This window comes from Taklimakanibacter deserti (assembly GCA_003574785.1).
In genome coordinates, this window is the sequence record QORU01000002.1 from 370,900 (window position 1) to 393,778 (window position 22,879).

Genomic DNA, 22,879 nt, shown 5'->3' on the forward strand with positions numbered 1-22,879 from the left:
GACCGTGATGCACATCATCATTCGCCGCGCCTCGGCTACCGACGCACTCGCCCTGACCGATCTCATGCGGGCGTCATCGACATATGAGGGCGAATATGCGCGCATCCTCGACGGCTATCGCGTCACGCCCGAGCAGATCAGCCGCGACCTGATCTTCCTGGCGGAGGCATCCGGGCGCCTGCTCGGTTTCTACAGCCTGATGCTGGGCGAAGAGCCCGAGCTCGACCTCATGTTCGTGGCCGACGACATGCAGGGAACGGGGCTCGGCCGGCAGCTTTTCGAGCACATGCGGGACGAGGCGCGCCAGCGGGGAATCCCTCTGGTCAGGATCGTATCACACCCGCTTTCGGTCGGCTTCTACAGGCGCATGGGCGCTGAGCTTATCGGGACAAAGCCGCCATCGCCCCCGCGGGTCACATGGGAGCGGCCGGTGCTCACCTTGCGGACAGGACCTGCTTGAAGTGGGGAGCCGATCATGCGAGAAGAGCGCCATGAGCCTCGTTAACGGCCAGCTTCGAATGCGCGCCCCCTTGCCGGGTACCACCACCGGCGGAGGCGATTGAGCACGCGCAGTCACTGAAAGAGCATCGCGTTTCCTCGAACCCTCCCGCCAAGCCCGGTCGAGGGTTTTTCATTTTCCGGAAACGGATCCCTTTTCAGACGAGACGCACCATGACATCCCCTTCGCATCCCTGCCTCTTCTGCCGCATCGCGCGGCGCGAGATCCCGGCTCACATCGTCTATGAGGACGACTATCTGGTCGCCTTCCTGGATAATGGCCCGATCCGGCCCGGCCACGTGCAGATCATCCCGCGCGATCATTATCCGACATTCGACGATCTCACCGCCGAGCTCGCCTCGCGCATCATCGTGCTCGGGCAAAGGCTCGCCCGCATCCTGAAAGCGAGCCACAATGTCAGCCGCGCCGCCTTCCTGTTCACCGGCGGCGACATCGCCCATGCGCATGCCCATGTCCTGCCGATGGTCGCGGCCACCGACATCACCTCCAGGCGTTATATCGCCGAGGAGGAGATCACCTTCCGTCCGATCCCGCGGCCGAGCGAGGACGAGCTTCGGCACGTCGCCTTCACTTTGCGCGAGGCACTGAAAGGCCGGGAAGCGGCGCCATGAAAATCAGGAAGGCGACGCCTCGCGATGCCGAGCCGGCAAGCCTGGTGCTGAGGCGGTCGATCAGCGAGCTGTGCGTGCGCGATCATGAGAACGATCCCCTCATCCTGCAGAGCTGGCTCACCAACAAGACGCCGGAAAAGTTCAGGGAATGGGCCGAAGCGGCGGAAGACTTCTGCTGCGTCGCGGTCGGCGACCAGGGCGCCATACTGGGTGTCGCCTATCTGGCGAGATCGGGCGAGATCAGGCTCAATTATGTCTCGCCCGACGCCCGTTTTCAGGGCGTGAGCGGCGCCCTGATCGCCGCCATCGAGGCCGAAGCGATGCGCTGGGGGCTGACCCGGCTCTTCCTCAAGAGTACCGCCACCGCCCACCGCTTCTATCTGGAGCGCGGCTATAGGGATGAGGGCGCACCCGAGACGGACCGGCTCAGGGACAGTATCTACCCGATGGCGAAGCCGCTCGATTATAGGGGCCGTTTAGGAAATAAAGCGTAAGCCTGCCCCGGCGCTTGCATTATGCCGGCTTTTCCGCCATAGAGCCCCCGCCAATTGGCTCCGGTTGGGGGCTGAACGGAAGGTCCACGGCCCAAAGGCCCTGGATAGGGGTTCGCCCCGGCTTCCCGTGTCTCCGCTCTTTCGAGAATCCGGTCTTTCGAGCCTTTCACGTTTTGAGGGTTCGAAAGAGGCTCTGCATCGGGACCAATTGCCGAACGCAACTTTGAAAGGCTTGAAACATGCCACTTTACGAGCATGTGTTCCTGACCCGTCAGGACGCATCGAATGCGCAGGTTGATCAGCTGACTGATCAATTCAAGACCGTCATCACCTCGGGTGGCGGCAAGATCGGCAAGACCGAATATTGGGGCCTCAAGTCCCTCACCTTCCGCATCAAGAAGAACCGGAAGGCGCATTACACCTATCTCGACATCGAAGCCCCGCCGGCGGCGATCGCCGAAATGGAGCGCCAGATGTCGATCAATGAAGACGTCATCCGCTTCATGACGGTCAAGGTCGACAAGCACGAAGACGGTCCGACCGCCATGATGAAGGCCGGCAAGCGCGAGGAGCGCGGTGGCGGCCGTGGCTTCGGCGGGCGCGGTGGACGCGGCTTCGACGATATGGACTTCTCGATGGACAGGGAGGCTAACTGATGGCCCAGACTCAAGGCGGGCCGGCGCGCCGCCCCTTTTTCCGTCGCCGCAAGAGCTGCCCGTTCTCGGGCGACAATGCCCCGGCGATCGACTACAAGGACGTGAAGCTGCTGCAGCGCTTCATCTCCGAGCGCGGCAAGATCGTGCCGTCGCGCATCACGGCGGTCTCGGCCAAGAAGCAGCGCGAGCTCGCCCAGGCGATCAAGCGCGCGCGTTTCCTGGGCCTCCTGCCCTACGTGCTCAAGTAATCGCTTATTGGGAGCGTTCCCTTTTCGCCAAAGTCGAACAACTTTGGCGGGGAACGCTGCCGTGGTTGGGGCGGACACCCGATCCGCCTCTAACCCATCCTGAAGGATCGGGGACAGCAAAGGACACGAATTATGGACGTCATTCTTCTCGAGCGCATCGGCAAGCTCGGTAATATGGGCGAGGTCGTCAAGGTCAAGGACGGCTATGCCCGCAACTTCCTCTTCCCGCAGCACAAGGCGCTGCGCGCGACCGAGGCCAACAAGGCCAAGTTCGAGCGCGACCGCGCCACGCTCGAGGCCAAGAGCGAAGAGCGCCGCAAGGCCGCCATGGGCGACAGCGGCAAGCTCGAAGGCAAGAGCTTCATCATCCTGCGCCAGGCCGGCGAATCGGGCCAGCTCTATGGCTCGGTCTCGACCCGCGACATCGCGGAAATCGCCTCGACCGCCGGTATCCCGGTGTCTCGCAATCATGTGCTGCTCGACACGCCGATCAAGACCATCGGCCTCTATACGGTGCAGATCGCCCTCCATCCCGAGCTCTCCGTTCCGGTGACCCTCAATGTCGCCCGCTCTCAGGACGAGGCGGATGCCCAGGCGCGCGGCGAGGTCCTCACCGGTCCCGTCTCCGAACGCGCCGAGGCGCTCGCCGCCGCCGAGGAGCTGTTCGAATCGGAAGCTGCGGCCGAGGCCGCTACCCCGGAAGAGACGGAAGAGAAATAATCCCGTTCAAGCGGCGTGATCAGAAGGGCTCCGCCGACCGCGGGGCCCTTTTCTTTTCGGCCCGGCGCGCCCTGTTTCCCTGCGGCACCGCCTCCACGGCCATGCATTGAGGCTATGCCCCCCTGCAATGTTGCGGGCCTTCACTTATCCGTCAAACTGCGTTTACTATGCGGGGGGAACCACGTTCCGGCTCGGGGGCCGGGAGAGCGGGAGACTGAGGAATGTTTGCAGCTTTAAACCAGGCTTTGAAGAAGCTGGTTCTGACCGGCCATCTCACCGTGACGAACGCCAATGGGCGAAAGCACGTCTATGGCGATGGATCAGGCAAGCCGGCAGGCTTCAAGATCGTCAACCGGGCGGCGCCCATGAAGATCCTGCTCGATCCCGACCGGTTCTTCGGCGAAGCCTACATGGACGGCGGCATCGAGGTCACCGAGGGCACCATCTACGACGTGCTCGAAGTGCTGCTGCAGAATGCCGAGCATCGTCCCGTGCCCGGGGCCGCCAAGCTCTTCAACAATATCCGTATCGCGATGAAGCGGCTCGACCAGTACAATCCGGTCGGCAAGGCGAAGGCCAATGTCGCCCATCACTATGATCTGTCGGGCGCGCTCTATGATCTCTTCCTCGACCGCGACCGGCAATATTCCTGCGCCTATTTCGAGACGCCCGATGCCTCGCTCGAGGACGCCCAGCTCGCCAAGAAGCGCCATCTCGCGGCCAAGCTCAATATCAAGCCCGGCATGAAGGTGCTCGATATCGGATCGGGCTGGGGCGGGCTCGGCCTCTATCTCGCCGAGACCTGCGGCGCCAAGGTGACCGGCGTCACCCTCTCGGAAGAGCAGCACAAGATGTCGATCGAGCGCGCGCGCCAGCGCAGCGTCTCCAATACAGTCGATTTCCGCCTGCTCGACTACCGTCATCTCGATGAGCCTTTCGACCGCATCGTCTCGGTCGGCATGTTCGAGCATGTCGGCGTCGGCCACTACCGGGAATTCTTCCGGAAGTGCCGCGCACTCCTCAAGGACGACGGCATTGCCGTCTTGCATTCGATCAACCGCTCGGACGGACCCGGCGCCACCAGCGCCTGGACCAAGAAGTATATCTTCCCCGGCGGCTATATCCCTGCCCTTTCCGAGGTGCTGCCGCATATCGAGAAGAGCGGGCTCTATGTGACCGACATCGAGATCCTTCGCCTGCACTATGCGCAGACCTTGCGCGAATGGGGCAAGCGTTTCGCCGCCAACCGGCACCGCGCCAAGGCCATCTATGACGAGCGTTTCTGCCGCATGTGGGAGTTCTATCTGGCGGGGGCTGAAACCGCCTTCCGCTATTCGGGCATGAACAACTTCCAGATCCAGTTCGCGCGCAACCAGCATGCGCTGCCGCTGACCCGCAACTACATGATCACCGAGGAAGAGCGGTTGCGCGCGATCGACACCAAGAACCCGAAGCTCAAATCGGTTCCGGCGGAATAGCCTGGAACACGGCCAAATTTGGCCTTGATCGCGCCGCAACGGCACGCCTAAACAGCCGTGACGGAAATGTTCAAGGCGGCCGCATGATGTCGAGTGTCCTGATCCGCAAGTCGCAAGAAGCCGTTACCGCTCTTGTGGCGGTGATCTTCGCGTTGTGCCTTGCGCTGACGGCGCGCGCCGAGGAAGCGAAGACCCTCAAAGGTGTGGCCCTCGTCATCGGGCAATCCAAATACGCCCATATCACGCCGCTCGCCAATCCGGCCAATGATGCGCGCGAAATGTCGAAGCTCCTCACCGACATGGGCTTCGATGCGAGGAGCGTCAGCGACCGCGATGCCGCGAAGCTCGGCCGCGACCTTGAGCGTTTCGCCGAGGATGCCGAGGGCGCCGATGTCGCCTTCCTCTATTATTCGGGCCATGGCATCGAGGCGGGTGGCGAGAACTACCTCATCCCCGTCGATGCCGACGAGGCTTCGCTCGGCGATGCCGGCGAAAAGCTCGTCTCGCTGTCGGCGGTCATCGAGAAGCTCAAGCAGACCGTGCCCGTGGCTATCGTCCTGCTCGATGCCTGCCGCACCAATCCCTTTCCGCCCGGAGCGCAAATCAAGGCGACGCCGGCAAGTGCCGGCCAGCCGATCACCGCGGGCGGCCTCGGCGCGCCGCGTGGCGCCAGCGTGGTCGGGGAGCAAGCCCCGGCCTCGGACAATCTCGGCACGGTGATCGGCTTTGCCGCCGAGCCCGGGCGTCCCGCGCTCGATGGCGGCGAAGGCGGCAACAGTCCTTATGCGGCAGCCCTGCTGCGCCATCTCTCGGCGATGAAAGGCGCCGAGCTCTCCGCCGTCATGCGCATGGTGACGGAGGAAGTCTACCTCTCGACCGAGACGCGCCAGCGGCCCTGGGTGAATGAGAGCTTGCGCCGTCTTCTCTATCTGGGGGTCGCGCCCGACGAGCCTCAAGGCGAGGAAGGCCTTATCACCGGCGAGCGCCGGCAGCTCCTCCTCACCATTGCCGATCTGCCGGACCTCGAACGCCGGCAGGTCGAGACCATCGCCAAGGCGGATGGCGTGCCGATGGATGCGCTCTATGGCATCCTGCGCGCGCTCGGCGCCAAGGACATGCCGAAGGATCCCGAAGCCCTCGAAACGCTGCTCAAGGCGCAGGCCGACAAGCTCAAGAAGATGATGGCCGAGCGCGAAGCGCTCAATTCGGAAGACCCTGAGATCAAGCGGCTGGCCGATGCCGCCGATCGGGCCATCAAGCAGGGTGCCATCGCCACGGCGCGGCAGTTCCTCGATGATGCCGTGAAGCGGGTCGAGGCGACGGCGGGCGCCGTCGATGCGGCCGAGGAAGCGGTGAAGAAAAAGCGCCTGACGGACGCCGCCGTCTATGCGCGGCGCGCCGAAGCATCCACGCTCGCCTTCGATCATCTGGCCGCGGCCCGGGACTATGCCAAGGCCTTCTCGCTCGCCGAGAAATGGGACGAGAAGCTCAAATGGAACTACAAAAATTTGGAAGCCGAAGCGCTCAATACGCATGGCAATGAAAAGGGCGACAATGTCGCGCTCGAGAAGTCGATTGCGACCTATGAAGAGCTCCTGTCCTTCATCCCCAACGGTGAGAAAAATGACGATTGGGCCATAACCCGCAACAATATGGGCGTCGCCTATCAGACGCTGGGTGAGCGCGCGAGTGACAGCAAGAGGCTCGAACAGGCAGCGCAGATCTTTCGCGACTCCTTGCAAGTCCTGACCCGCGAGCACGATCCAGCCAATTGGGCAGTGGCCCAGAACAACCTCGGTAACTCGCTTGTCGCTCTCGGACAGCGCGAGAATGGCCCGAAGTCGCTGGAACAGGCTGTGGCGGCATTCCGCGCCGTGCTCGAAGTCAGGAGCCGCGACAAGCAGCCCGTGGAATGGTCGGAGTCGCAGAACAATCTTGGCCTCGCCCTCTATTCGCTGGGCGAGCGGGAAAGCAACGATGCAAGGCTCGTCGAAGCCGTGGCGGCCTATCGCGCAGGGCTCGCAGCGATCAGCCGCGACAAGGAGCCGTTGCGCTGGGGCATGCTGCAGAATAATCTCGGCAACACGCTCAACACGTGGGGTGCCCGCAAGAACGACATTGCCATGCTCAAGGAAGCGGCCGGCGTGTTCCGGGCCGCTCTCGAGGTGCGCACCCGCGAGCGAGTCCCGGTGCAGTGGGGCAACAGCTTGGTCAATCTCGGCAATGTCCTCTACAATCTCGGCATGCGCAGCGGCGGCACGGCCGAACTGGAAGAGGCGGCAAAGGCCTATCGCGATGCGAGCCTCGAACTGACGCCCGAGCGCACGCCGATAGGCTGGGCCTCGGTGCAAAACAACCTCGGCGGCACCCTGCAGCAAATCGGCACCCGCACCCAGGACGCGACGCGCTTGGAAGAGGCGGTTGTGGTCTATCGCGGCCTGTTCGACGTCTACAAGCGTGAGAATCTGCCGCTCGACTGGGCGGCGACGCAGCTCAATCTCGGCAATGGCCTGCAGACTTTGGGCAAGCTCAGCAATGATGCCGGCAAGCTCAACGAAGCCGTCGCAGCCTACCAGGCGGCACTCGGTGAATACACCGCCGAACGCACGCCCATGCCATGGGCCACGGCGCAAAGCATGATGGGCACGGCGTTGGAGGCCATCGGCTTCGCCGGCGGCGGCCCAGAGAAGCTCAAGGAGGCCGTCGCGGCCAAGCGCGCGGCGCTCACTGTCCTGACCAAAGACAATGCCCGGCTCGAATGGGCTCAGGCCCAGTTCAACGTCGGCAACTCGCTCAACATGATCGGCAATTTCGAGAAGGGCACGGAGAGCTTCGAAGCCGCGATCACCGCCTTGACGGCGGCACTCGAGGTCTACACGCTCGCGGATATGCCGCTGCAATGGGGGATGGCGCAGAACGGCATTGGGGATTCCTATTGGGGCCTGGGCACGCGGCGGAACGACAGACAAGCGTTCGAGACTTCACTCGCCCAGTTCGAGAAGGCCAAGGAAGGTTTCGCCAAGGGCGGCATGGCCGCCATGGCGGCGCTGGTCGACAAGAAGATCGCTATCATCAAGGAATCGCTGGCGGCGAAATAGGCCCCCAGCCCTATGACCGGCGTCCGGCCCGGCGCTTCGCCGGAACCGGCCGGTCGGCCGCGAAAGCATGCTCGACGATGCGCGAGAAGGCCATGTAGAGCTTCTCTAGACGGTCGAAGCTTCCGGCATCCTGGGTGATCGGCGAGGCGCTGTTGGCGATGCTGACCAGGAGCACGGCGACGTCGCCGACCGGCATCCAGCCGGCATATTCGTTGCGCGCCTTGGCCTGCTCGATGGCGGCGGTGATGATGGCGTTCAGGTCCTTCTCGAAACGCTGCAGCATCTCATGGCATCCGGGGCTCAGCGCATCGCCATCCTGGCGCATGCGCGCGATGAGGCTCCAGGGCCGGCCGCTCTGCCCTTTCGGATTGTAGCGCTGATAGCGCTGACGGCTGTAGTCGATCATGGTGGCAAGCTTGCTCGCCAGTGCGAGACCGGGCTGCGCCCACAGATCGCGCAAGGCCGCGGTCGTCGCCTCGACATAGTCGCCCAGCACCTCCTCCACCAGGGCCTGCTTGTTGCCGAAGTGGTAATGGATATTGGCGCGGGTGATGGCGAGGCTCTCGGCGATGTCGCCGAAGCTCACACCGCGATAGCCATGCTGGATGAAGAGATCGAGCGCCAGCGCCTTGATCCGCGCCCGCATCGATGATGCCTCCTCGCTGCGACTTCCTATCATCCGCGAAATGCTCTCGCTCAACCCGCCGTCACGTTGACTCTATACTTACTTACTAGTAAGTAAGTCAAAAATCAATGCGCCGTGGCAATGCCAGCGACGGCTAAGCAGGGAGAGCGACGTGAACGAATTTCTGAAGAATTTTCTCGACAGCAAGCTCAATGAGGATGTGAGCCGCCGGCGGTTCATCCAGGGTGCGGCGGGCCTCGCCACGCTGACCGTGCTCGGCGCGCCCCTCGCCTCGGCCGAAGAGAAGAAGCTCGGCGGCCCCTTGAACTTCCTCGGCTGGGACGGCGAGCATGGCGGCAATGTCGCCAAGGAATTCCTCGCCAAGAACAATATCCAGATGCAGGCCGCGTTCCAGTCGGCGGCGGATGAGGCGCTCACCCGTTTCAATACCGGCGGCCGTGGGTCGATGGACCTTCTCACCCCCAACAAGGATTTCCAGCGCGCCATCCTCGCCTCCAATGTCGAGCTCTTCCAGCCGCTCGACATGAGCCGGATCCCGAGCGCCCAAGGCCTCTTCCCGGCCTTCAAGGATGCGCCCTGGCTCACGCGTGAGGGCAAGACCTATGGCATCCCGATGATCTGGGGCGATGAGCCTTGCGTCTACAATCCCGCCAAATGGGACGCGATGCCCGAGAAATATACCGACTTCGCCGATCCGAAATACAAGGGCGAGCTGGTGCTGCTCGATGATCCCTTCGGCAACATCTGGCTCTATGCCACTTCCCTCGGCTTCAAGGAGCCGAGCCGGCTCACCCAGGCGCAACTCGACCAGGTGGTCGAGACGATGCTGAAAATGAAGCCCAATGTCGTGACTATTGGCGCCTCGCATGGCGACATGGCGGACGTCATGGTGCGCGGCGACGCTTCGCTCGGCATCGGCGGCTGGGCCTATCAGACGCTCATCGCCAAGGACAAGGGCGTCAAGCTCGTGGTCGGCTCACCCTCCAAGGACGGCACCTTCTTCTGGTCGGACGCCTATGCCATCGCCGTCGATGCGCCCAATGTCGATAATGCCTATGCCTTCATCGATTTCATCACCCAGGCGGAATCGAATGCGGCATTGGCCAAGGAACTGGGGTCGGGCTGCACGGTGGAGAAAGCCTTCGACATCCTCGATCCGAGCGTCAGGGACATCTATCCTTACGACAATGTGCGCCAGCCGGGCGGCGGCATTCTCGGCACCCAGATCGTCGTTCCGCCGCAGAAGGCCGAGGGTGATATCGTAGGGGCACCCGCCTGGGTCGAGGCGTGGCAGAAATTCAAGGTCGCCTGAGGCGCGAAATCTGGGTATGATGGTCAATGCCGCGACGGTGAGGCTCGAGGCCAATGGCCCCGAGCAATGGAGCCGAGCGGGCGCCTTGGTGCGCCCGCTCCTTCCTGCGTCCTTCTTCTATGCGATCTTCTTCGCGCTTCCGATGCTGGCGCTCTTCGGACTGAGCTTCTGGCGGGCCGACGGCTTCGTGATGATCCCCGATCTCACTTTCGCCAATTATGAGAAGATCGCCACATCGCCGCTCTACCGCGTCCTGCTCTATCGCACCATCGCCGTCGGCTTCACCACCGCCCTCATCGTGGTGCCCATCGCCTTCACCCTCGCTTACATCATGCGCTTCGTGCTGGAGAAGCGCGGGGCGCTCATCCTGCAGCTCGTGCTGCTCTCGCTGTTCAGCGGCTATCTGGTGCGCATCTATGCCTGGCGCACCATTCTCGGCAAGCAGGGCCTGCTCAATTCCACCTTGCAGTGGCTGGGGCTGATCGACCGGCCGCTCGAATTCCTGATCTACAGCAATCTCGCCATCGTCATCACCTTGACCGGCCTCTTGCTGCCACTCTGCGTATTGCCGATCTATTCGGCGATGGCCAACATCTCGCGCGACTATCTCGAAGTGGCGCGCGATCTCGGCGCCCCCGGCCACACGCTCATCCGCACCATCCTGGTGCCCATGGCGATGCCGGGCCTCAGCACCGCTTTCGCCTTCGCCTTCCTGCTCTCGGCCGGGGATTTCGTCACGCCGACGCTGGTCGGCGGCACCCAGAGCCTCCTCATCGGCAATGTCATCGCCGATCAGTTCCGCGGCATCGGATCGAACTGGCCCCTGGGGGCGGCACTCGCCTTCGTCACCATCAGCCTCGTGCTCGCCCTCTATTTCCTGGTGATGCGCCTTGTCCGCAAGGTGACGGCATGGTGAGCGCAGCCAGATCGACGCTTGTGGCCAAGGGCTTCGTGGCGCTCGTCCTCCTCTATCTCTACGCGCCCGTGGCGGTGATCGTCATCTTCTCCTTCACCACCTCGCCGCGGCTCTCCATGCCGATCGAAGGCCTCACCTTTGCGTGGTATCACAATGCCTTTGCCAATCCGCTCATCACCGCAGCACTTGCCAACAGCCTCATCCTCGCCGGCGTGTCGGCGGTCGCTGCCGGGCTGCTCGGCGCCGCCTTCGCTTTCGGCGTGATGAAGCTCACCCAGCTCCGACTGAGGCGCGCCCTCCTCGCTTTGAGCCTGCTTCCCGCCGTGATGCCCCTGCTCGTCATCGGCATCGCCCTTGCCGTCGTCTTCCATGCCCTTGGCCTGGCGCAGGGCCTGCGCAACGCCGCTATCGGACATATCCTGGTCAGCCTGCCCTTCGTGGTGCTGACCATGAATGCGCGGCTCGAAACCTTCGACTTCGCCACTCTCGAGGCGGCGCGCGATCTCGGCGCCTCGCCCTTCCAGACTTTCCGCGACATCACCTTCCCGCAGATTCGTTCCGCGATCGTGGGCGCTGCCCTTCTCGCCGCGGCGCTCTCGCTCGATGAGTTCGTCGTGACCTGGTTCAACATCGGCAACGAGCAGTCGATCCCCGTATTGGTCTGGGGGCTCATGCGCCGGGGCGTCGATCCCTCGATCAACGCCCTCGCCTCGGTCCTCTTCGCCTTGCTCGTCTGCCTGGTGTTCCTCTCCAACTTCATCGGCCGGAGAAACAGCACATGAAAGCGACTCAAAGCCTCTCCGTCGATCTCCTCATCCGTCACGCCTATGTCATCACCATGGACGATGAGAGCCGCATCTTCGAGCATGGCGCCATCGCCATCGACAAGGGCCGCATCGTCGCCGTCGGCGATGACGCCGCGATCGCCGCCGGCTACTCAGGCAAGCGCAGCCTCGATGCCGAAGGTGCTCCCGTGCATCCGGGCTTCGTCGAATGCCATTTGCACGCGTCCTTCCAGCTGTTCCGCGGGGCGTTGCCCGACCACCTGGCCGAGGCGGATGCTTTCGATAGTTTCGAGAGCGTGTTCTACAACACGGTCAACGACGAGGAGGAATATCTCGCGGTGGCGCTGTCGGCGCTGGAGATGATCCGTAACGGCACGACCTGTTTCATGGAAGCGGGCACCGTGCTCGCTCCCGGCGCAGCGGCCCGCGCCGCCCAGGATGTCGGCATCCGCGCCGTGATCGGCGATGCCTTTATCTGGGACCGGCCGCAGGGCTTTGCGCAAGGCCTGGTCGAGACGGGCTGCGCCACCTGCGCCACGCAGGCGCGCATCCACCCCGAGCTCAAACGCGCGCCCAAGACCCGCGCCGAGGCGCTCGCCATGATGGGGCGCGAGCTTCATCGCAATGGCGATCCCGAGGCGCTGGTGACCGGCCATATCGCCGTGCTCGGCCTCGGCACGGCGAGCGAGGAATTGATGATGGAGGCCAAGCATCGCGCCGACAAGGCGGGCGTCGTCCTCAATCTGCATCAGTCCTATAGCCCGGCCGACACGGAAGCCGATCGGCAGCGCTTCGGCACCGATCCCTTGCTCCATCTCGACCGGATCGGCTTTCTCGACCGCAATGTCACTTTCGGCCACGCCAATCACCTGAGCGATGCCGAATGCGACGCGCTCCTCGGCAGGGGGACGAGCATCGCCTGGGCGCCGGCGGCTTCCATGATGTGGGGCCATGGCGGCTCGATCCATGGCCGCCATGCGGAACTGTGGCGGCGCGGCGCCAATGTCGCGCTCGGCTCCGACTCGGCCAACTGGTCGAATGATTTCGACCTGTGGCGCCAGGCGAGCCTCGGCGTGCTGACGGCGCGCGAGGCGCATGGCGACAGGAGCTACCTTGTGGCCGAGGACGGTTTCCGGATGGCGACACGCGCCGGCGCCAGGGCCGTCGGCATGAGCGACCGCATCGGCGCGATCGAGCCCGGTAAGCGCGCCGACCTCGTCGTCCACACGCTCGACCGGCCGGAATTGATCCCGACCACCGACATGATCCGCGCCTTGTTCTATTCGGCGCGCTCGAAATCGGTCCACACCGTCATCGTGAACGGCCGCATCGTGCTCGAGGAAGGCCGCTTCGTCACCGTCGATGAGCGCCGGCTGCTCAAAGAGTGCAACAAGGCCTCGGCCGCCCTCCTCGCCCGCATGGGCCTCAAGGCCGAGCCCAACAGGCTTGCGCGCCTTCAGCGAAAGACGGCATGATCGTCACCTCACCTGGACGTTAGATCATCCATGCCCGCCGATCCCGTCACCGTCATCTTGCGGCCAGAGCATTTTTCGCCGGCCCGCCACGTGCTCGCAACCTATGGCAGCATGACCGCGACCTGCTTTCGCTATGATAGCGGCGTCGCCGGTCTCACCATCGCTAATGAAGCCGGACATATCGACCTCCTGCCCTTCCACGGCCAGCAGATCTGGGACGCCCTATTCTTCGGCCGCCGGCTCACCATGGGCTCGATGTTCGACGAACCCGTCGCCACCCAGGACTATCTCTCCAACTATGGCGCCTTCTTCATCCATTGCGGCGTTACCGCCATGGGCAATCCGGGCCCTGAGGACAGGCATCCGCTCCATGGCGAGCTTCCCAATGCGATCTATGCCGAAGCGCGGCTCATCGTCGGCGAGGATGAGGCCGGCCCCTTCATGGGACTCGCGGGCGCCTATCGCCACCGCGTCGCCTTCACCCACAACTATGTGGCGGAGCCCGTCATCAAGCTCGACGCGAAGAGCGGCCGCATTCGTGCCTCGCTCACCGTGCGCAATCTGAAACAGGCGCCCATGGAGCTCATGTATCTGGCGCACATCAATTTCCGCCCCATCGACAATGCCCGTCTCCTCGACACCGTGCCGGACGATCCGCGTCATATGCGGGTGCGCGCCGCCTTGCCGCAAGGCTATGTGGCATCCGAGGGACATCAGGCGCTTCTCGCCGAGATGCTCGCCGATCCCAGCCGGCACCGGCAGATCGTTCCCGGCCGGGCGATCGATCCCGAGCTCGTCCTCTCGCTCGACTGCCGGGCGGATGATGCCGGCTGGGCCCACAGCCTGCAGCTCCTGCCCGACGGATCGGCGGATTTCGTCAGCCATCGTCCTGAGGAACTCGGTCACGGCGTGCGCTGGATGAGCCGCGGCGGCGACCAGGACGCGCTGGGCCTCATGCTGCCGGCGACCGCCGATCCCAATGGCTACACGGCCGAGAAGGCCAAAGGCCATTTGCGCATCCTCGCCCCCCAAGGCGAATTCCGCTGCGCGCTCGAATTCGGCGCGCTCGACAAATCTGAGGCGGACGCCTTGCGCCGCAAGATCGAGAAGATAAACGCATGACATCGAGCTTCACCACCATCGGCGATATCGAAGCGGCACGGCAGCGCATCGCACCTCACATAAGGCGCACGCCGGTCATGGCGCTCGGCCAGCTTCAGTCGCCGCTCGCCCGGCCGACACAAGTCACGCTCAAGCTCGAATGCCTGCAAGTCACGGGATCGTTCAAGGCGCGGGGCGCCATGAACCGGCTTCTCGGCGCGGCACCTGGCGAGATCGCCCATGGCATCACCACCGCCTCGGGCGGCAATCACGGGCTCGCGGTGGCGCGCACCGCTTTCGCCGCGAATGTGCCGGCGACGATCTTCGTACCCGCCAACGTGTCGCCCGCCAAGGTCGCCAAGATGAAGGCCTGGAACGCCAAGGTCGAGGTCGTCGGCGATGAATGGAGCCAGTCGAACCAGGCAGCGCTCGATCACGCGGCAAAGACCGGTCAGGCCTATTTCCATCCCTTCGCCGATCCGCTCGTCGTCGCGGGGCAAGGCACGCTCGGCCTCGAGATCATGGACGAGCTCCCCGACATCGATGCCATTCTCATCGCCATTGGCGGCGGCGGATTGATCTCTGGCCTCGCCACCGCGCTCAAGGCGCGCCGCCCCGCGATCCGCGTCATCGGGGTCGAGCCCATCGGATCGCCTACCCTCAAGGCGAGCCTCGACCAGGGCCAGGTGGTGACCCTTGCCGAAGTCACCTCACGCGTGCCGACCATGAGTTGCCGGCGCACCGATGAGCGCATCTTCGACATCGTGCGCCGCAACGTGGACGACATCGTCCTCGTCAGCGACGAGGAGATGGCGGAGGCCTCGCGCTTCCTGTGGTTCGAAATGGGCATCGCCGCCGATCTCTCGGGCGCCGCTTCGGTCGCGGCGCTGCGCCGGGATCTGCCGCAGCTCGCCGACCGCCGGCATATCTGCGCGCTGGTCTGCGGCGCCGGGGCGGAAGGAACAGGGCCATGAAATTGAAACTGGCGCTCGCGGGCGCCGGCCTTTTCGGCGAAGAGCATCTGCGCGTGATGTCGCGGATGGCGGATGTCGAGATCGCGGGCATCGCCGACGTGAACGCCAAGGCCGCCGAAAGCGCTGCCCAGCGCTATGGCGCGCTCGATTGGGGCACCGACATCATCGCCCAGCTCGATCGCCGCAAGACCGACGGGCTCATCATCGCGACGCCCGGCCAGACGCATGTTCCGATCGCCAAGCAGGCGCTCGAGCGCGGCATTCCCGTGCTGGTCGAGAAGCCCATGGCCATGACCGCGGCGGAAGCCGCGACGCTGGTCGAAAGGGAAGCGCTGAGCCAGGCCTTCATCCTGCCGGGCCACGTGCTCCGCTTCTCCAAGCCGCATCGCCTCATCGCCGACATCGTCGGCTCCGGCGGGATCGGCCGGCTGCTGTCGCTCACCGCCCGGCGCTATCGCGACGACAGCCATGCGCTGCGCTATCCCGACATCGACCCCATCATGATGACGATGATCCATGACATCGATCTGGCGCTGTGGATGGCGGGGGCTCCGGTGCATGAGGTCCTCGCTTTGCGCAATCCCGCCCATGAGCAGCGCGCGCAGACCGTGGTGACTGCCCGCGACCGCAATGGCGCCGCCTGGACGCTCGCCACAGCCTGGACCTTCGCGCTCGACGCCGCACCGCCCGATCGCCTCGAGATTGTCGGCGAGCGCGGCGGCATCGATTTCGAGACGGGCGCCTATCTGCGCCAATATGGCGCAAAGGTCCGGGAGATCGACCTTGCCCGGGAGGAGCCCGACGATCCGCTTTATACCGAGGTCGCCTATTTCGCGGACCGCATCCGCTCGGGCCGGCCGCCCGAGACCGTCACCGCCAAGGATGCCCATGCGGGCCTCCTGATCGCCGAGGCGGCGCTTGCCTCGCTCAGCCAAGGTGGGATCGTCAAGCTGCCCGGCTAGCCACACCAGGAACGGCGCAATTTTGCCATCGTCCCGCCGCCGCATTCCGTTAGGATAGGCGTATGTTCCATCCGGTGGGCAATGCGATCAGGCGTATGACGGCCACCTTCTCGGCGCTGTTGCTGGTTGCCCTTTTCGCCAACCTGGCCGCGGCCCAGGACACCAAGCCCCTCAAGGGCGTTGCCCTCATCATCGGGCAGTCGCGCTATGAGCAGGTGACGCCGCTCGTCAATCCGGCCAATGATGCCCGTGCCGTCGACGGACTCCTGACCGGTCTCGGTTTCGACACGCGCACGGTCAGCGACCGCGATGCGGAAAAACTCAAACGCGATCTCGAACGCTTCGCCGAGGATGCGGAAGGGGCCGATGTCGCTTTACTCTATTATTCGGGCCATGGCATCGAAGCGGGCGGCGAAAACTATCTCGTCCCGACCGATGCCGATCTCTCGGCCCTCGATGATGCGGGCGAAAGGCTGGTGCCGCTGTCGGCCATCATGGAGCGCCTCAAGCGCAGCGTGCCGATCACCATCCTGCTTCTCGATGCCTGCCGCACCAATCCCTTCCCGGCCGATGCGACGCTCAAAGTCGGCGGTGAGTCCCCGCCGGCGCCCGTCGCCGCGATCGGGCTTGGGGCGCCGCGCGGCATGAGCGTCGTCGAAGACCCAGCGGCGACCGACAATCTCGGCATGGTCATCGGGCTCGCGGCCGAGCCCGGCCGCGCCGCGCTCGACGGCGAGCCTGGCCGCAACAGCCCGTATGCCGCGGCCCTCATCCGGCATCTCTCGGCCATCAAGGGCGAGGAGTTCGGCACGGTGATGCGCTTGGTGACCGAGGAGGTCTATCTCACGACCCGGACGCGGCAGCGGCCGTGGATCAATGAAAGCCTGCGCCGCCTGCTCTATTTCGGCGGCGCGCCGCAGGAGGCCGAAGGTCCGAGCGGCCTCATCACCCAGGAGCGTCGGCATCTGCTCTTGACCATCACCGCCCTTCCCGAGCCTGAGCGCAAGCAGGTCGAGACCATCGCCGAGAAGGACGGCGTGCCGCTCGATGCGCTCTATGGCATCCTGCGCGCGCTCGGTGCCGCGGACATCCCCAAGGACCCGGCGGCGCTCGAGAAATTCCTGCGCGCCCAGGCTGCAAGCCTCAAGCAGATGATCGCCGAACGCGAGGCGCTCAAAGCGGATAATCCCGAGATCGCCCGGCTGACCGCCGCGGCCGACCAAGCGATCCGCGAAGGCGCCATTGAGACGGCGCGCCAGTTCCTGGACCAGGCGGTGAAGATCGTCGAGGAGAACCGGGTCCCGGTCGATGCCGCGGAAGCACCTATCAAGGCCCGCCGCATCGCCGATGCCCAGGTCTATGCGCGGCGCGCCGAGGCCGAACGCCTCGCGCTCAATGTTCCTGCCGCCGCCGAAGACTATGACCGCGCCTATGCGCTGATCGCCAAATGGGACGATACGCTCGCCTGGCGCTACAAGTTCGAAGCCGCCAATGTGCTGTCCGAATATGGCGACAGGCGCGGCGATACGGCGAGCCTCGCCCGCGCCATCGCCTATTACGAGACGGCCCTTGCCGAGATCAGCCGCGAGACCGTACCGGAGGATTGGGCCCACACGCAGAACAATCTCGGCATTGCGCTCCATGCTCTGGGCGACCGCGAGACCGGTTCGGACAAGCTCTATCGGGCCGCCACGGCTTTCATCGCCGCCCTCGTCGTCCTTCCGCGCGACAGCGAACCGATCGATTGGGGCCTGACCCAGAACAATCTCGGCAATGTCCTCCACACGCTGGGTGAGCGCGAGGTCGGGACCTTGCGGCTCGAAGAGGCCGTCAGGGCCTATGACGCGGCGCTCGAAACCCTGACCCGCGCGGCAGCCCCCCTGGATTGGTCCAGCGCCCAGAACAACCTCGGCAATGTCCTGCACCTTCTGGGCGAGCGCCGGGGCGAGACCGCTTTGCTGCGGGAAGCCGCGGTCGCCTATCGCGCGGCCATGGACGTCCGCACGCGCGATGAGATGCCGCTGCAATGGGGCGTCACGCAAAGCAATCTCGGCATGACCTTGCGCATCATCGGCGAGCGCGAAAGCGGAACCTTAACGCTCGAGGAGTCCATCGCCACCTATCGCCTGGCCCTCGAGGAGCTGAAGCCCGATCTCGCTCCCGCCGATTGGGCGATGGCGCAGAGCAATCTCGGCAATGCGCTGGCCTCGCTCGGCCGGCGCGAGAACGACCTCGATCGTCTCGAGGAAGCCGTCGTCGCCTATCGCGGCGCGCTCGGCCAGCGCTCACGCGAGCAGGTTCCCTATCTCTGGGCCATGACCCAGAACAACCTCGCCGGCGCCCTGGCGATGATCGGCGAGCGTGGCGGTGGAGTGTCTTATTTCGAAGAAGCCGCCGCCGCCTATCGCGCCGCCCTTGAAGAGCGCACTCGCGAACGCCTGCCGCGCGAATGGGCGCTGACCCAGAGCAATCTCGGCGCGGTGCTGCAGATGCTGGGCGAAGCGCGCGACGACGTCGGTCTCCTCGCTCAGGCGGCCGAGGCGCATCGTTCCGCCCTTCTCGAATTCACCCGTGAGCGGGCGCCGCAGGAATGGTCCAAGGTGCAGAACAATCTCGGCAATGCACTGAGGAGCCTCGGTGAGCGCGAAAAGGGAACCGCCTCGCTCAAGCAGGCTTTGGTTGCGCTCACCGCCTCGCTCGAGGAGCGAAGCCGCGAGGCATCGCCGCATCAATGGGCCAACACGAAGGTCATCATCGGCCTGACGTCCCTCACCCTTGCCCACAGGGGCGGCGGCCGCAAGATGGCCAACCAGGCCATTGCCGCCTTCGAGGCGGCGCAATCCGTCTACCGGGAGGCCAATGCCCTGCAGAATGTCGCGCAGGTCGAGGGCTTTCTGAAGGAGGCCAGGGCGGTGAAACGATGATCGCTGCGGCTCAGGGGAAGAACATTGCCGGGACGGCGTATATCGGATGCGCCGGCAGACGACATCGGGTTCCCTCCCCGCCAGAAACGAACATTAAGTTTAACCGATCTCGTGTAAAACCGTATCCACTTTTCACGATCACACGTTAGAATGGATTCATGCATCATCTGGCAAGCGTTGTCGTAAAGGCCGTGACGGCGGCGTTCTGCGCCTTACTGGTCGTCGTGCTCGTGGCCGCCCCCGGCATCGCCCAGGAGGCCACGCCGCCCAAGGCTGTGGCCCTGGTGATCGGCGAGTCCGCCTATGAGGCCTTGCCGCCGCTCGCCACGCCCGAACGCGATGCCCGCGACATCGCGGAACTCCTGGCCAAGCTCGGCTGGACGGCCGAGGCCGCCGCCAATGACAAGGCGCAGAAGCTGCGCAGTTCCATCGATGCCTTCATCGAGAAGGCCCAGGGTGCCGAGGTGGCGCTGCTCTATTATTCGGGCCACGCCATCGAAGCCGGCGGCATTAACTACCTGCTCCCCGTCGACATCGACCTCAACTCGCTCGAGACCGCCGACCAGAATCTCGTCTCGCTGCAGAATGTACTGGACAGGCTGCGCGCCAAGGCCAAGACGACCATCCTGCTCTTCGATGCCTGTTATCCCAGCTCATTCCCGAAATATGCCGTGGTCAAGCAAGGAGCCCAATCGACGGGCCAGCCGATCTCGTCTTCGGGTCTGTGCACGCTGCCGGGCGTCGCTGTTCCGGGAACTTCGGCAATACCCGACTCGACCCTGGAGGTGATCGGCTTCGCCAGCGACCCCCGGCAGGCGGCGCCCGAGGGAGCTCCCGGGGACAACAGCCCCTATGCCGCGGCTTTGCTCAAGCATCTCGGCGCCACGCAAGCCTATGACTTCGCCCAGGTGATGACGATGGTCGGCGAAGAGGTCTCACTCGCCACCCAAGGCCGGCAGCGGCCCTGGACCAATGCCAACCTGAAGCACGTTCTCAACTTCGGCGGCCAGGGAGACCGGGCCGTTTCCGACGACGCGGCGCTGGCCGACGAGCGGCGCAAGCTCCTCCTCGCCATTGCCGCGACACCTCCGGAAATGCGGTTGGCGGTCGAACGCCTCGCCCAGGACCAGGGGCTGCCGCTCGACCCGCTCTATGGCGTCCTCAAGGAACTGCAGGCCGATGCGGCGGCAAGTCCGCAGGAACGCGACGAACGGCTTGGCGCCGGCGCCGAAACCCTCAAGCGGCTGACGACCGAGAGGGTCGTTCCTCGCCGCAAGGACCCTGAGCTGGTACGGCTCTCGGGGCTCGCCGAGCGGGCGCAGGCGCAAGGCGCCATCGCGCTGGCCAAGAATTATCGCGCCAGGGCCGCGGCGCGCGCCGGTGAGCTCGGCAGGATGCTGGACAAGCGCGAAACGGTGGATGCGGCGGACCGGATCGAGGTTGCTTCGACCTATGCCGACTTCGCCGATACGGCGGTCCTCGCCTTCGATTACCGCCTGGCGGCCGAGCAATATCGCAAGGCCATCGAGCAGATCCAGGGGCGCAGCGCCATATTGGGCATCGTCTACCGGATGGGCCAGGCCGACGCTCTTTCCAACTTTGGCCGTCACAAGGGCGATGACGAGGCCACGCGGTCGGCGATCGCCCTTTATCAGTCGGTCGTGAATGACACGGCGGAGGGCAAGAACCAGGTTGCCTGGGCCACGGCTCAGAACAATATGGGCGATGCCTTGCAGATCCTCGGCGCCCGCAGCGGCAATCCTGAATTCTCGGCGAAATCCGTCGCGGCCTATCAGGCAGCGCTCACCCAGCTGGATCGCAAGCGTTTTCCGCTCGACTGGGCGACGACGCAAAACCGGCTCGGCGACGCCTTGCGCAATCTCGGCGAGCGCGAGAACGGTGCCGATAACCTCAGCCAGGCGGTCTTGGCCTACGAGGCGGCGCTTGCCGAGCTGACGCGCGAGCAGAGCCCGCGCGAATGGGCGAAGACGCAATATGGTCTCGGCACGGCGCTCAGGGTTCTGGGCGAGCGCGAGAACGGCACGGCGAACCTGGCCAAATCCGTGGCCGCGCTGGAAGCCGCGCTCAGCGAGACGAAGCGCGAGCGCGATCCCCTTGGCTGGGGCGATATCCAGTACAACATGGCCAATGCCCTGCAGATCCTTGGCCGGCGCGAGAGGGATACCCAGAAGACGCGGCAGGCGATTGCGACCTATGAGGCAGCGCTCACCGAGCTGACCCGCGAGCGCGTGCCGCGGCAATGGGCCATGGTCGAGGTGAGCCTCGCTGCCGCGCTGCAAGCGGCGGGCGAGAGCGAGGACGATGTCGAAACCCTGAAGAAGTCGGCCGCCGCTTATGAGGCAGCCCTTGCCGAAACACAGCGCGTGCGGGTTCCGCTCGACTGGGCGATGATCCAGGACAAGATCGGCGGCGTGCTGCAGCTCATCGGCGAGCGCGAAAGCGGCACTGAAAGTCTTCTCAAGGCCATTTCCGCCTATGGCGCCGCGCTCGAAGAGCGGACGCGCAGCCGGGTTCCGCTCGAATGGGCGGCGACGCAGAACAAGCTCGGCGTCGTGTTCCAGACTCTCGGCGAGCGCGAGAACAACACGGGTTATCTGGGAAGAGCCGTCGCCGCCTACGAATCGGCGCTCATCGAATCGACGCGCGAGCGCTCGCCGCTCGAGTGGGCCACGGCCCAAGACGGCATCGGCGATGCGCTCGCGGCCATGGCCGCGCATGAAAGCGACACCGGCAACCTGGTCCGCGCCATCGCCGCCTATCGCTCCGCCCTCGAGGAGAGGAAGCGCGAGCGGGCACCCCTCGCCTGGGCCGAGACGCAGAACGGCATCGGCGATGCCTACCTGGCGCTCGGCACGCGCGAGCCCGGCACGAGATACCTGAACAACGCGGTTCTCGCCTATGACGCCGCCCTTTCGGTCTGGACACGCGAAGACATGCCGCGGCTATGGTCGTCAGCCCAGAACAATCTCGGCCTGGCGCTGCAGAGGATCGCCGAACGCAAGAACAATGTGGATGGCCTGATCAGGACCATTGCCGCCTATGAAGCCGCCCTTCAGGAGCGGACCAAAGAGCGTAACCCGCTCGACTGGGCCATGACGCAGAGCAATCTCGGCACCGTGATGCGCCTTCTCAGCGAACGCGATCGCAATTCGCCGCGCATGACGCGTGCGATCACCATATTGGAGAATGCTCTCACTGTGCTGAGCCGCGACAAGCAGCCGCTCGACTGGGCGAAGACCCAGCTCAATCTGGGCGCAGCGCAATTCAGCATCGGCAGGCGCAAACGTGACAAGGCGATGCTCGAAAACGGCAAGCGCGCCGTCCAGGCGGCGTGGGATGTCTATAAATCTACCGGCACAACACAATATGACGAGTTCTTCACCCAGAGCATGAAGGGCATCGATGATGCCCTGGCCGCCTTCGCGCCGAAGCCTCCTCCCGAACCGCCGCAAACGGATTCGGCCGGGACGCAGCAGGACCCCGCCAAGGCGCAAGAGGACCCTGCCAAGATCCAAGAGGACGCTGCCAAGACCCAAGAGGACGCAGCCACGACGCAAGAAGATCCCGCCACGACGCAAGAAGATCCAGCCACGACGCAAGAAGATTCCGCCAAGGTTCAAGAAGAAACTCCGGAATCGCTAGAACTTCCTGCCGAGGAGTCCGTCGCCCCTCAAGAAACTCCTGCCCCTGCGCAAAAGACTACGAAGCCAAAGCCTTCCAAGCAGAAGTCAACTAACCAGAAAGCTTCTAGCCAGAAAGCTACTGACAAGAAGGCGGCTGACAAGAAGACAGCAGCCAAGAAGGCGCCCGACAAGAAGGCCGCTGACAAGAAAGCTGCTGACAAGAAGGCTGCCGATCAGAAGGCTGCTGATCAGAAGGTTGTCAAAAAGAAGAAAGCTCAGCCTTGAGAACGAGATAGCTTCGCATCACTCGCATGT

At 64.5% G+C, this 22,879-nt stretch carries 18 protein-coding genes; 17 read left to right on the forward strand and 1 reads right to left on the reverse strand.

Annotated elements, in window-relative coordinates; translation table 11 throughout:
* Window positions 1–7: 7 nt before the first annotated feature.
* The 8 genes from DS839_RS05025 (at window position 8) to DS839_RS05060 (ending at window position 7,825) form a co-directional block, all read left to right on the forward strand.
* The gene (locus DS839_RS05025) at window positions 8–460 is read left to right on the forward strand and encodes a GNAT family N-acetyltransferase (RefSeq protein WP_368911193.1); all 453 of its coding nucleotides are present in this window, start codon (window positions 8–10) and stop codon (window positions 458–460) included.
* Between the two features lie 212 nt (window positions 461–672).
* Window positions 673–1,131, forward strand: a complete 459-nt coding sequence (locus tag DS839_RS05030; protein ID WP_119269181.1) for an HIT family protein — start codon at window positions 673–675, stop codon at window positions 1,129–1,131.
* The gene (locus DS839_RS05035) at window positions 1,128–1,625 is read left to right on the forward strand and encodes a GNAT family N-acetyltransferase (protein ID WP_119269182.1); all 498 of its coding nucleotides are present in this window, start codon (window positions 1,128–1,130) and stop codon (window positions 1,623–1,625) included. Before DS839_RS05030 ends, DS839_RS05035 begins: the two co-directional genes overlap by 4 nt.
* A 239-nt stretch (window positions 1,626–1,864) precedes the next feature.
* Window positions 1,865–2,281: a 30S ribosomal protein S6 gene (rpsF, locus tag DS839_RS05040; RefSeq protein ID WP_119269183.1), complete on the forward strand. Its 417-nt coding sequence runs from the start codon at window positions 1,865–1,867 to the stop codon at window positions 2,279–2,281.
* A complete protein-coding gene (gene rpsR / locus DS839_RS05045) occupies window positions 2,281–2,529 on the forward strand; it encodes a 30S ribosomal protein S18 (RefSeq protein ID WP_119269184.1) in 249 nt (82 codons plus the stop codon). The genes rpsF and rpsR overlap by 1 nt, the downstream gene beginning before the upstream one ends.
* A gap of 132 nt (window positions 2,530–2,661) precedes the next feature.
* On the forward strand, window positions 2,662–3,249 hold the full coding sequence (gene rplI / locus DS839_RS05050; protein ID WP_119269185.1) for a 50S ribosomal protein L9: 588 nt from the start codon (window positions 2,662–2,664) through the stop codon (window positions 3,247–3,249).
* A gap of 221 nt (window positions 3,250–3,470) precedes the next feature.
* The gene (locus DS839_RS05055; protein ID WP_119269186.1) at window positions 3,471–4,727 is read left to right on the forward strand and encodes a cyclopropane fatty acid synthase; all 1,257 of its coding nucleotides are present in this window, start codon (window positions 3,471–3,473) and stop codon (window positions 4,725–4,727) included.
* An 83-nt stretch (window positions 4,728–4,810) separates the two neighbouring features.
* Window positions 4,811–7,825: a caspase family protein gene (locus DS839_RS05060; RefSeq protein ID WP_119269187.1), complete on the forward strand. Its 3,015-nt coding sequence runs from the start codon at window positions 4,811–4,813 to the stop codon at window positions 7,823–7,825.
* Window positions 7,826–7,835: 10 nt separating this feature from the next.
* Here the strand turns inward: DS839_RS05060 and DS839_RS05065 are convergent, their stop codons facing one another.
* Window positions 7,836–8,471 (reverse strand): TetR/AcrR family transcriptional regulator, encoded by a 636-nt coding sequence (locus DS839_RS05065; protein WP_162918314.1) that lies wholly within the window; start codon window positions 8,469–8,471, stop codon window positions 7,836–7,838.
* Window positions 8,472–8,622: 151 nt separating this feature from the next.
* On the opposite strand from DS839_RS05065, the gene DS839_RS05070 reads away from it, so the two are divergent.
* The 9 genes from DS839_RS05070 (at window position 8,623) to DS839_RS05110 (ending at window position 22,849) form a co-directional block, all read left to right on the forward strand.
* Window positions 8,623–9,783, forward strand: coding sequence for an ABC transporter substrate-binding protein (locus DS839_RS05070; RefSeq protein WP_119269189.1), 1,161 nt, complete (start codon window positions 8,623–8,625; stop codon window positions 9,781–9,783).
* A gap of 16 nt (window positions 9,784–9,799) precedes the next feature.
* Window positions 9,800–10,699, forward strand: a complete 900-nt coding sequence (locus DS839_RS05075) for an ABC transporter permease (RefSeq protein ID WP_119269190.1) — start codon at window positions 9,800–9,802, stop codon at window positions 10,697–10,699.
* On the forward strand, window positions 10,693–11,481 hold the full coding sequence (locus DS839_RS05080; RefSeq protein ID WP_119269191.1) for an ABC transporter permease: 789 nt from the start codon (window positions 10,693–10,695) through the stop codon (window positions 11,479–11,481). Before DS839_RS05075 ends, DS839_RS05080 begins: the two co-directional genes overlap by 7 nt.
* Window positions 11,478–12,959: an amidohydrolase family protein gene (locus tag DS839_RS05085; protein ID WP_119269192.1), complete on the forward strand. Its 1,482-nt coding sequence runs from the start codon at window positions 11,478–11,480 to the stop codon at window positions 12,957–12,959. The genes DS839_RS05080 and DS839_RS05085 overlap by 4 nt, the downstream gene beginning before the upstream one ends.
* A gap of 30 nt (window positions 12,960–12,989) precedes the next feature.
* A complete protein-coding gene (locus DS839_RS05090; RefSeq protein WP_119269193.1) occupies window positions 12,990–14,081 on the forward strand; it encodes a DUF4432 family protein in 1,092 nt (363 codons plus the stop codon).
* Window positions 14,078–15,034, forward strand: a complete 957-nt coding sequence (locus DS839_RS05095; RefSeq protein ID WP_119269194.1) for a threonine ammonia-lyase — start codon at window positions 14,078–14,080, stop codon at window positions 15,032–15,034. The genes DS839_RS05090 and DS839_RS05095 overlap by 4 nt, the downstream gene beginning before the upstream one ends.
* The gene (locus DS839_RS05100; RefSeq protein WP_119269195.1) at window positions 15,031–15,996 is read left to right on the forward strand and encodes a Gfo/Idh/MocA family protein; all 966 of its coding nucleotides are present in this window, start codon (window positions 15,031–15,033) and stop codon (window positions 15,994–15,996) included. The genes DS839_RS05095 and DS839_RS05100 overlap by 4 nt, the downstream gene beginning before the upstream one ends.
* 62 nt (window positions 15,997–16,058) lie before the next feature.
* Window positions 16,059–18,920: a caspase family protein gene (locus DS839_RS05105; RefSeq protein WP_119269196.1), complete on the forward strand. Its 2,862-nt coding sequence runs from the start codon at window positions 16,059–16,061 to the stop codon at window positions 18,918–18,920.
* A gap of 158 nt (window positions 18,921–19,078) precedes the next feature.
* Complete coding sequence (locus tag DS839_RS05110) at window positions 19,079–22,849, forward strand: caspase family protein (protein ID WP_119269197.1); 3,771 nt, start codon at window positions 19,079–19,081, stop codon at window positions 22,847–22,849.
* Window positions 22,850–22,879: the final 30 nt, after the last annotated feature.

Coding starts and splice junctions, on each gene's coding strand:
- DS839_RS05025 (WP_368911193.1), top strand. CDS start 8: ATGCACATCATCATTCGCCGCGCCTCGGCTACCGACGCACTCGCCCTG.
- DS839_RS05030 (WP_119269181.1), top strand. CDS start 673: ATGACATCCCCTTCGCATCCCTGCCTCTTCTGCCGCATCGCGCGGCGC.
- DS839_RS05035 (WP_119269182.1), top strand. CDS start 1,128: ATGAAAATCAGGAAGGCGACGCCTCGCGATGCCGAGCCGGCAAGCCTG.
- rpsF (WP_119269183.1), top strand. CDS start 1,865: ATGCCACTTTACGAGCATGTGTTCCTGACCCGTCAGGACGCATCGAAT.
- rpsR (WP_119269184.1), top strand. CDS start 2,281: ATGGCCCAGACTCAAGGCGGGCCGGCGCGCCGCCCCTTTTTCCGTCGC.
- rplI (WP_119269185.1), top strand. CDS start 2,662: ATGGACGTCATTCTTCTCGAGCGCATCGGCAAGCTCGGTAATATGGGC.
- DS839_RS05055 (WP_119269186.1), top strand. CDS start 3,471: ATGTTTGCAGCTTTAAACCAGGCTTTGAAGAAGCTGGTTCTGACCGGC.
- DS839_RS05060 (WP_119269187.1), top strand. CDS start 4,811: ATGATGTCGAGTGTCCTGATCCGCAAGTCGCAAGAAGCCGTTACCGCT.
- DS839_RS05065 (WP_162918314.1), bottom strand. CDS start 8,471: ATGCGGGCGCGGATCAAGGCGCTGGCGCTCGATCTCTTCATCCAGCAT.
- DS839_RS05075 (WP_119269190.1), top strand. CDS start 9,800: ATGATGGTCAATGCCGCGACGGTGAGGCTCGAGGCCAATGGCCCCGAG.
- DS839_RS05080 (WP_119269191.1), top strand. CDS start 10,693: ATGGTGAGCGCAGCCAGATCGACGCTTGTGGCCAAGGGCTTCGTGGCG.
- DS839_RS05085 (WP_119269192.1), top strand. CDS start 11,478: ATGAAAGCGACTCAAAGCCTCTCCGTCGATCTCCTCATCCGTCACGCC.
- DS839_RS05090 (WP_119269193.1), top strand. CDS start 12,990: ATGCCCGCCGATCCCGTCACCGTCATCTTGCGGCCAGAGCATTTTTCG.
- DS839_RS05095 (WP_119269194.1), top strand. CDS start 14,078: ATGACATCGAGCTTCACCACCATCGGCGATATCGAAGCGGCACGGCAG.
- DS839_RS05100 (WP_119269195.1), top strand. CDS start 15,031: ATGAAATTGAAACTGGCGCTCGCGGGCGCCGGCCTTTTCGGCGAAGAG.
- DS839_RS05105 (WP_119269196.1), top strand. CDS start 16,059: ATGTTCCATCCGGTGGGCAATGCGATCAGGCGTATGACGGCCACCTTC.
- DS839_RS05110 (WP_119269197.1), top strand. CDS start 19,079: ATGCATCATCTGGCAAGCGTTGTCGTAAAGGCCGTGACGGCGGCGTTC.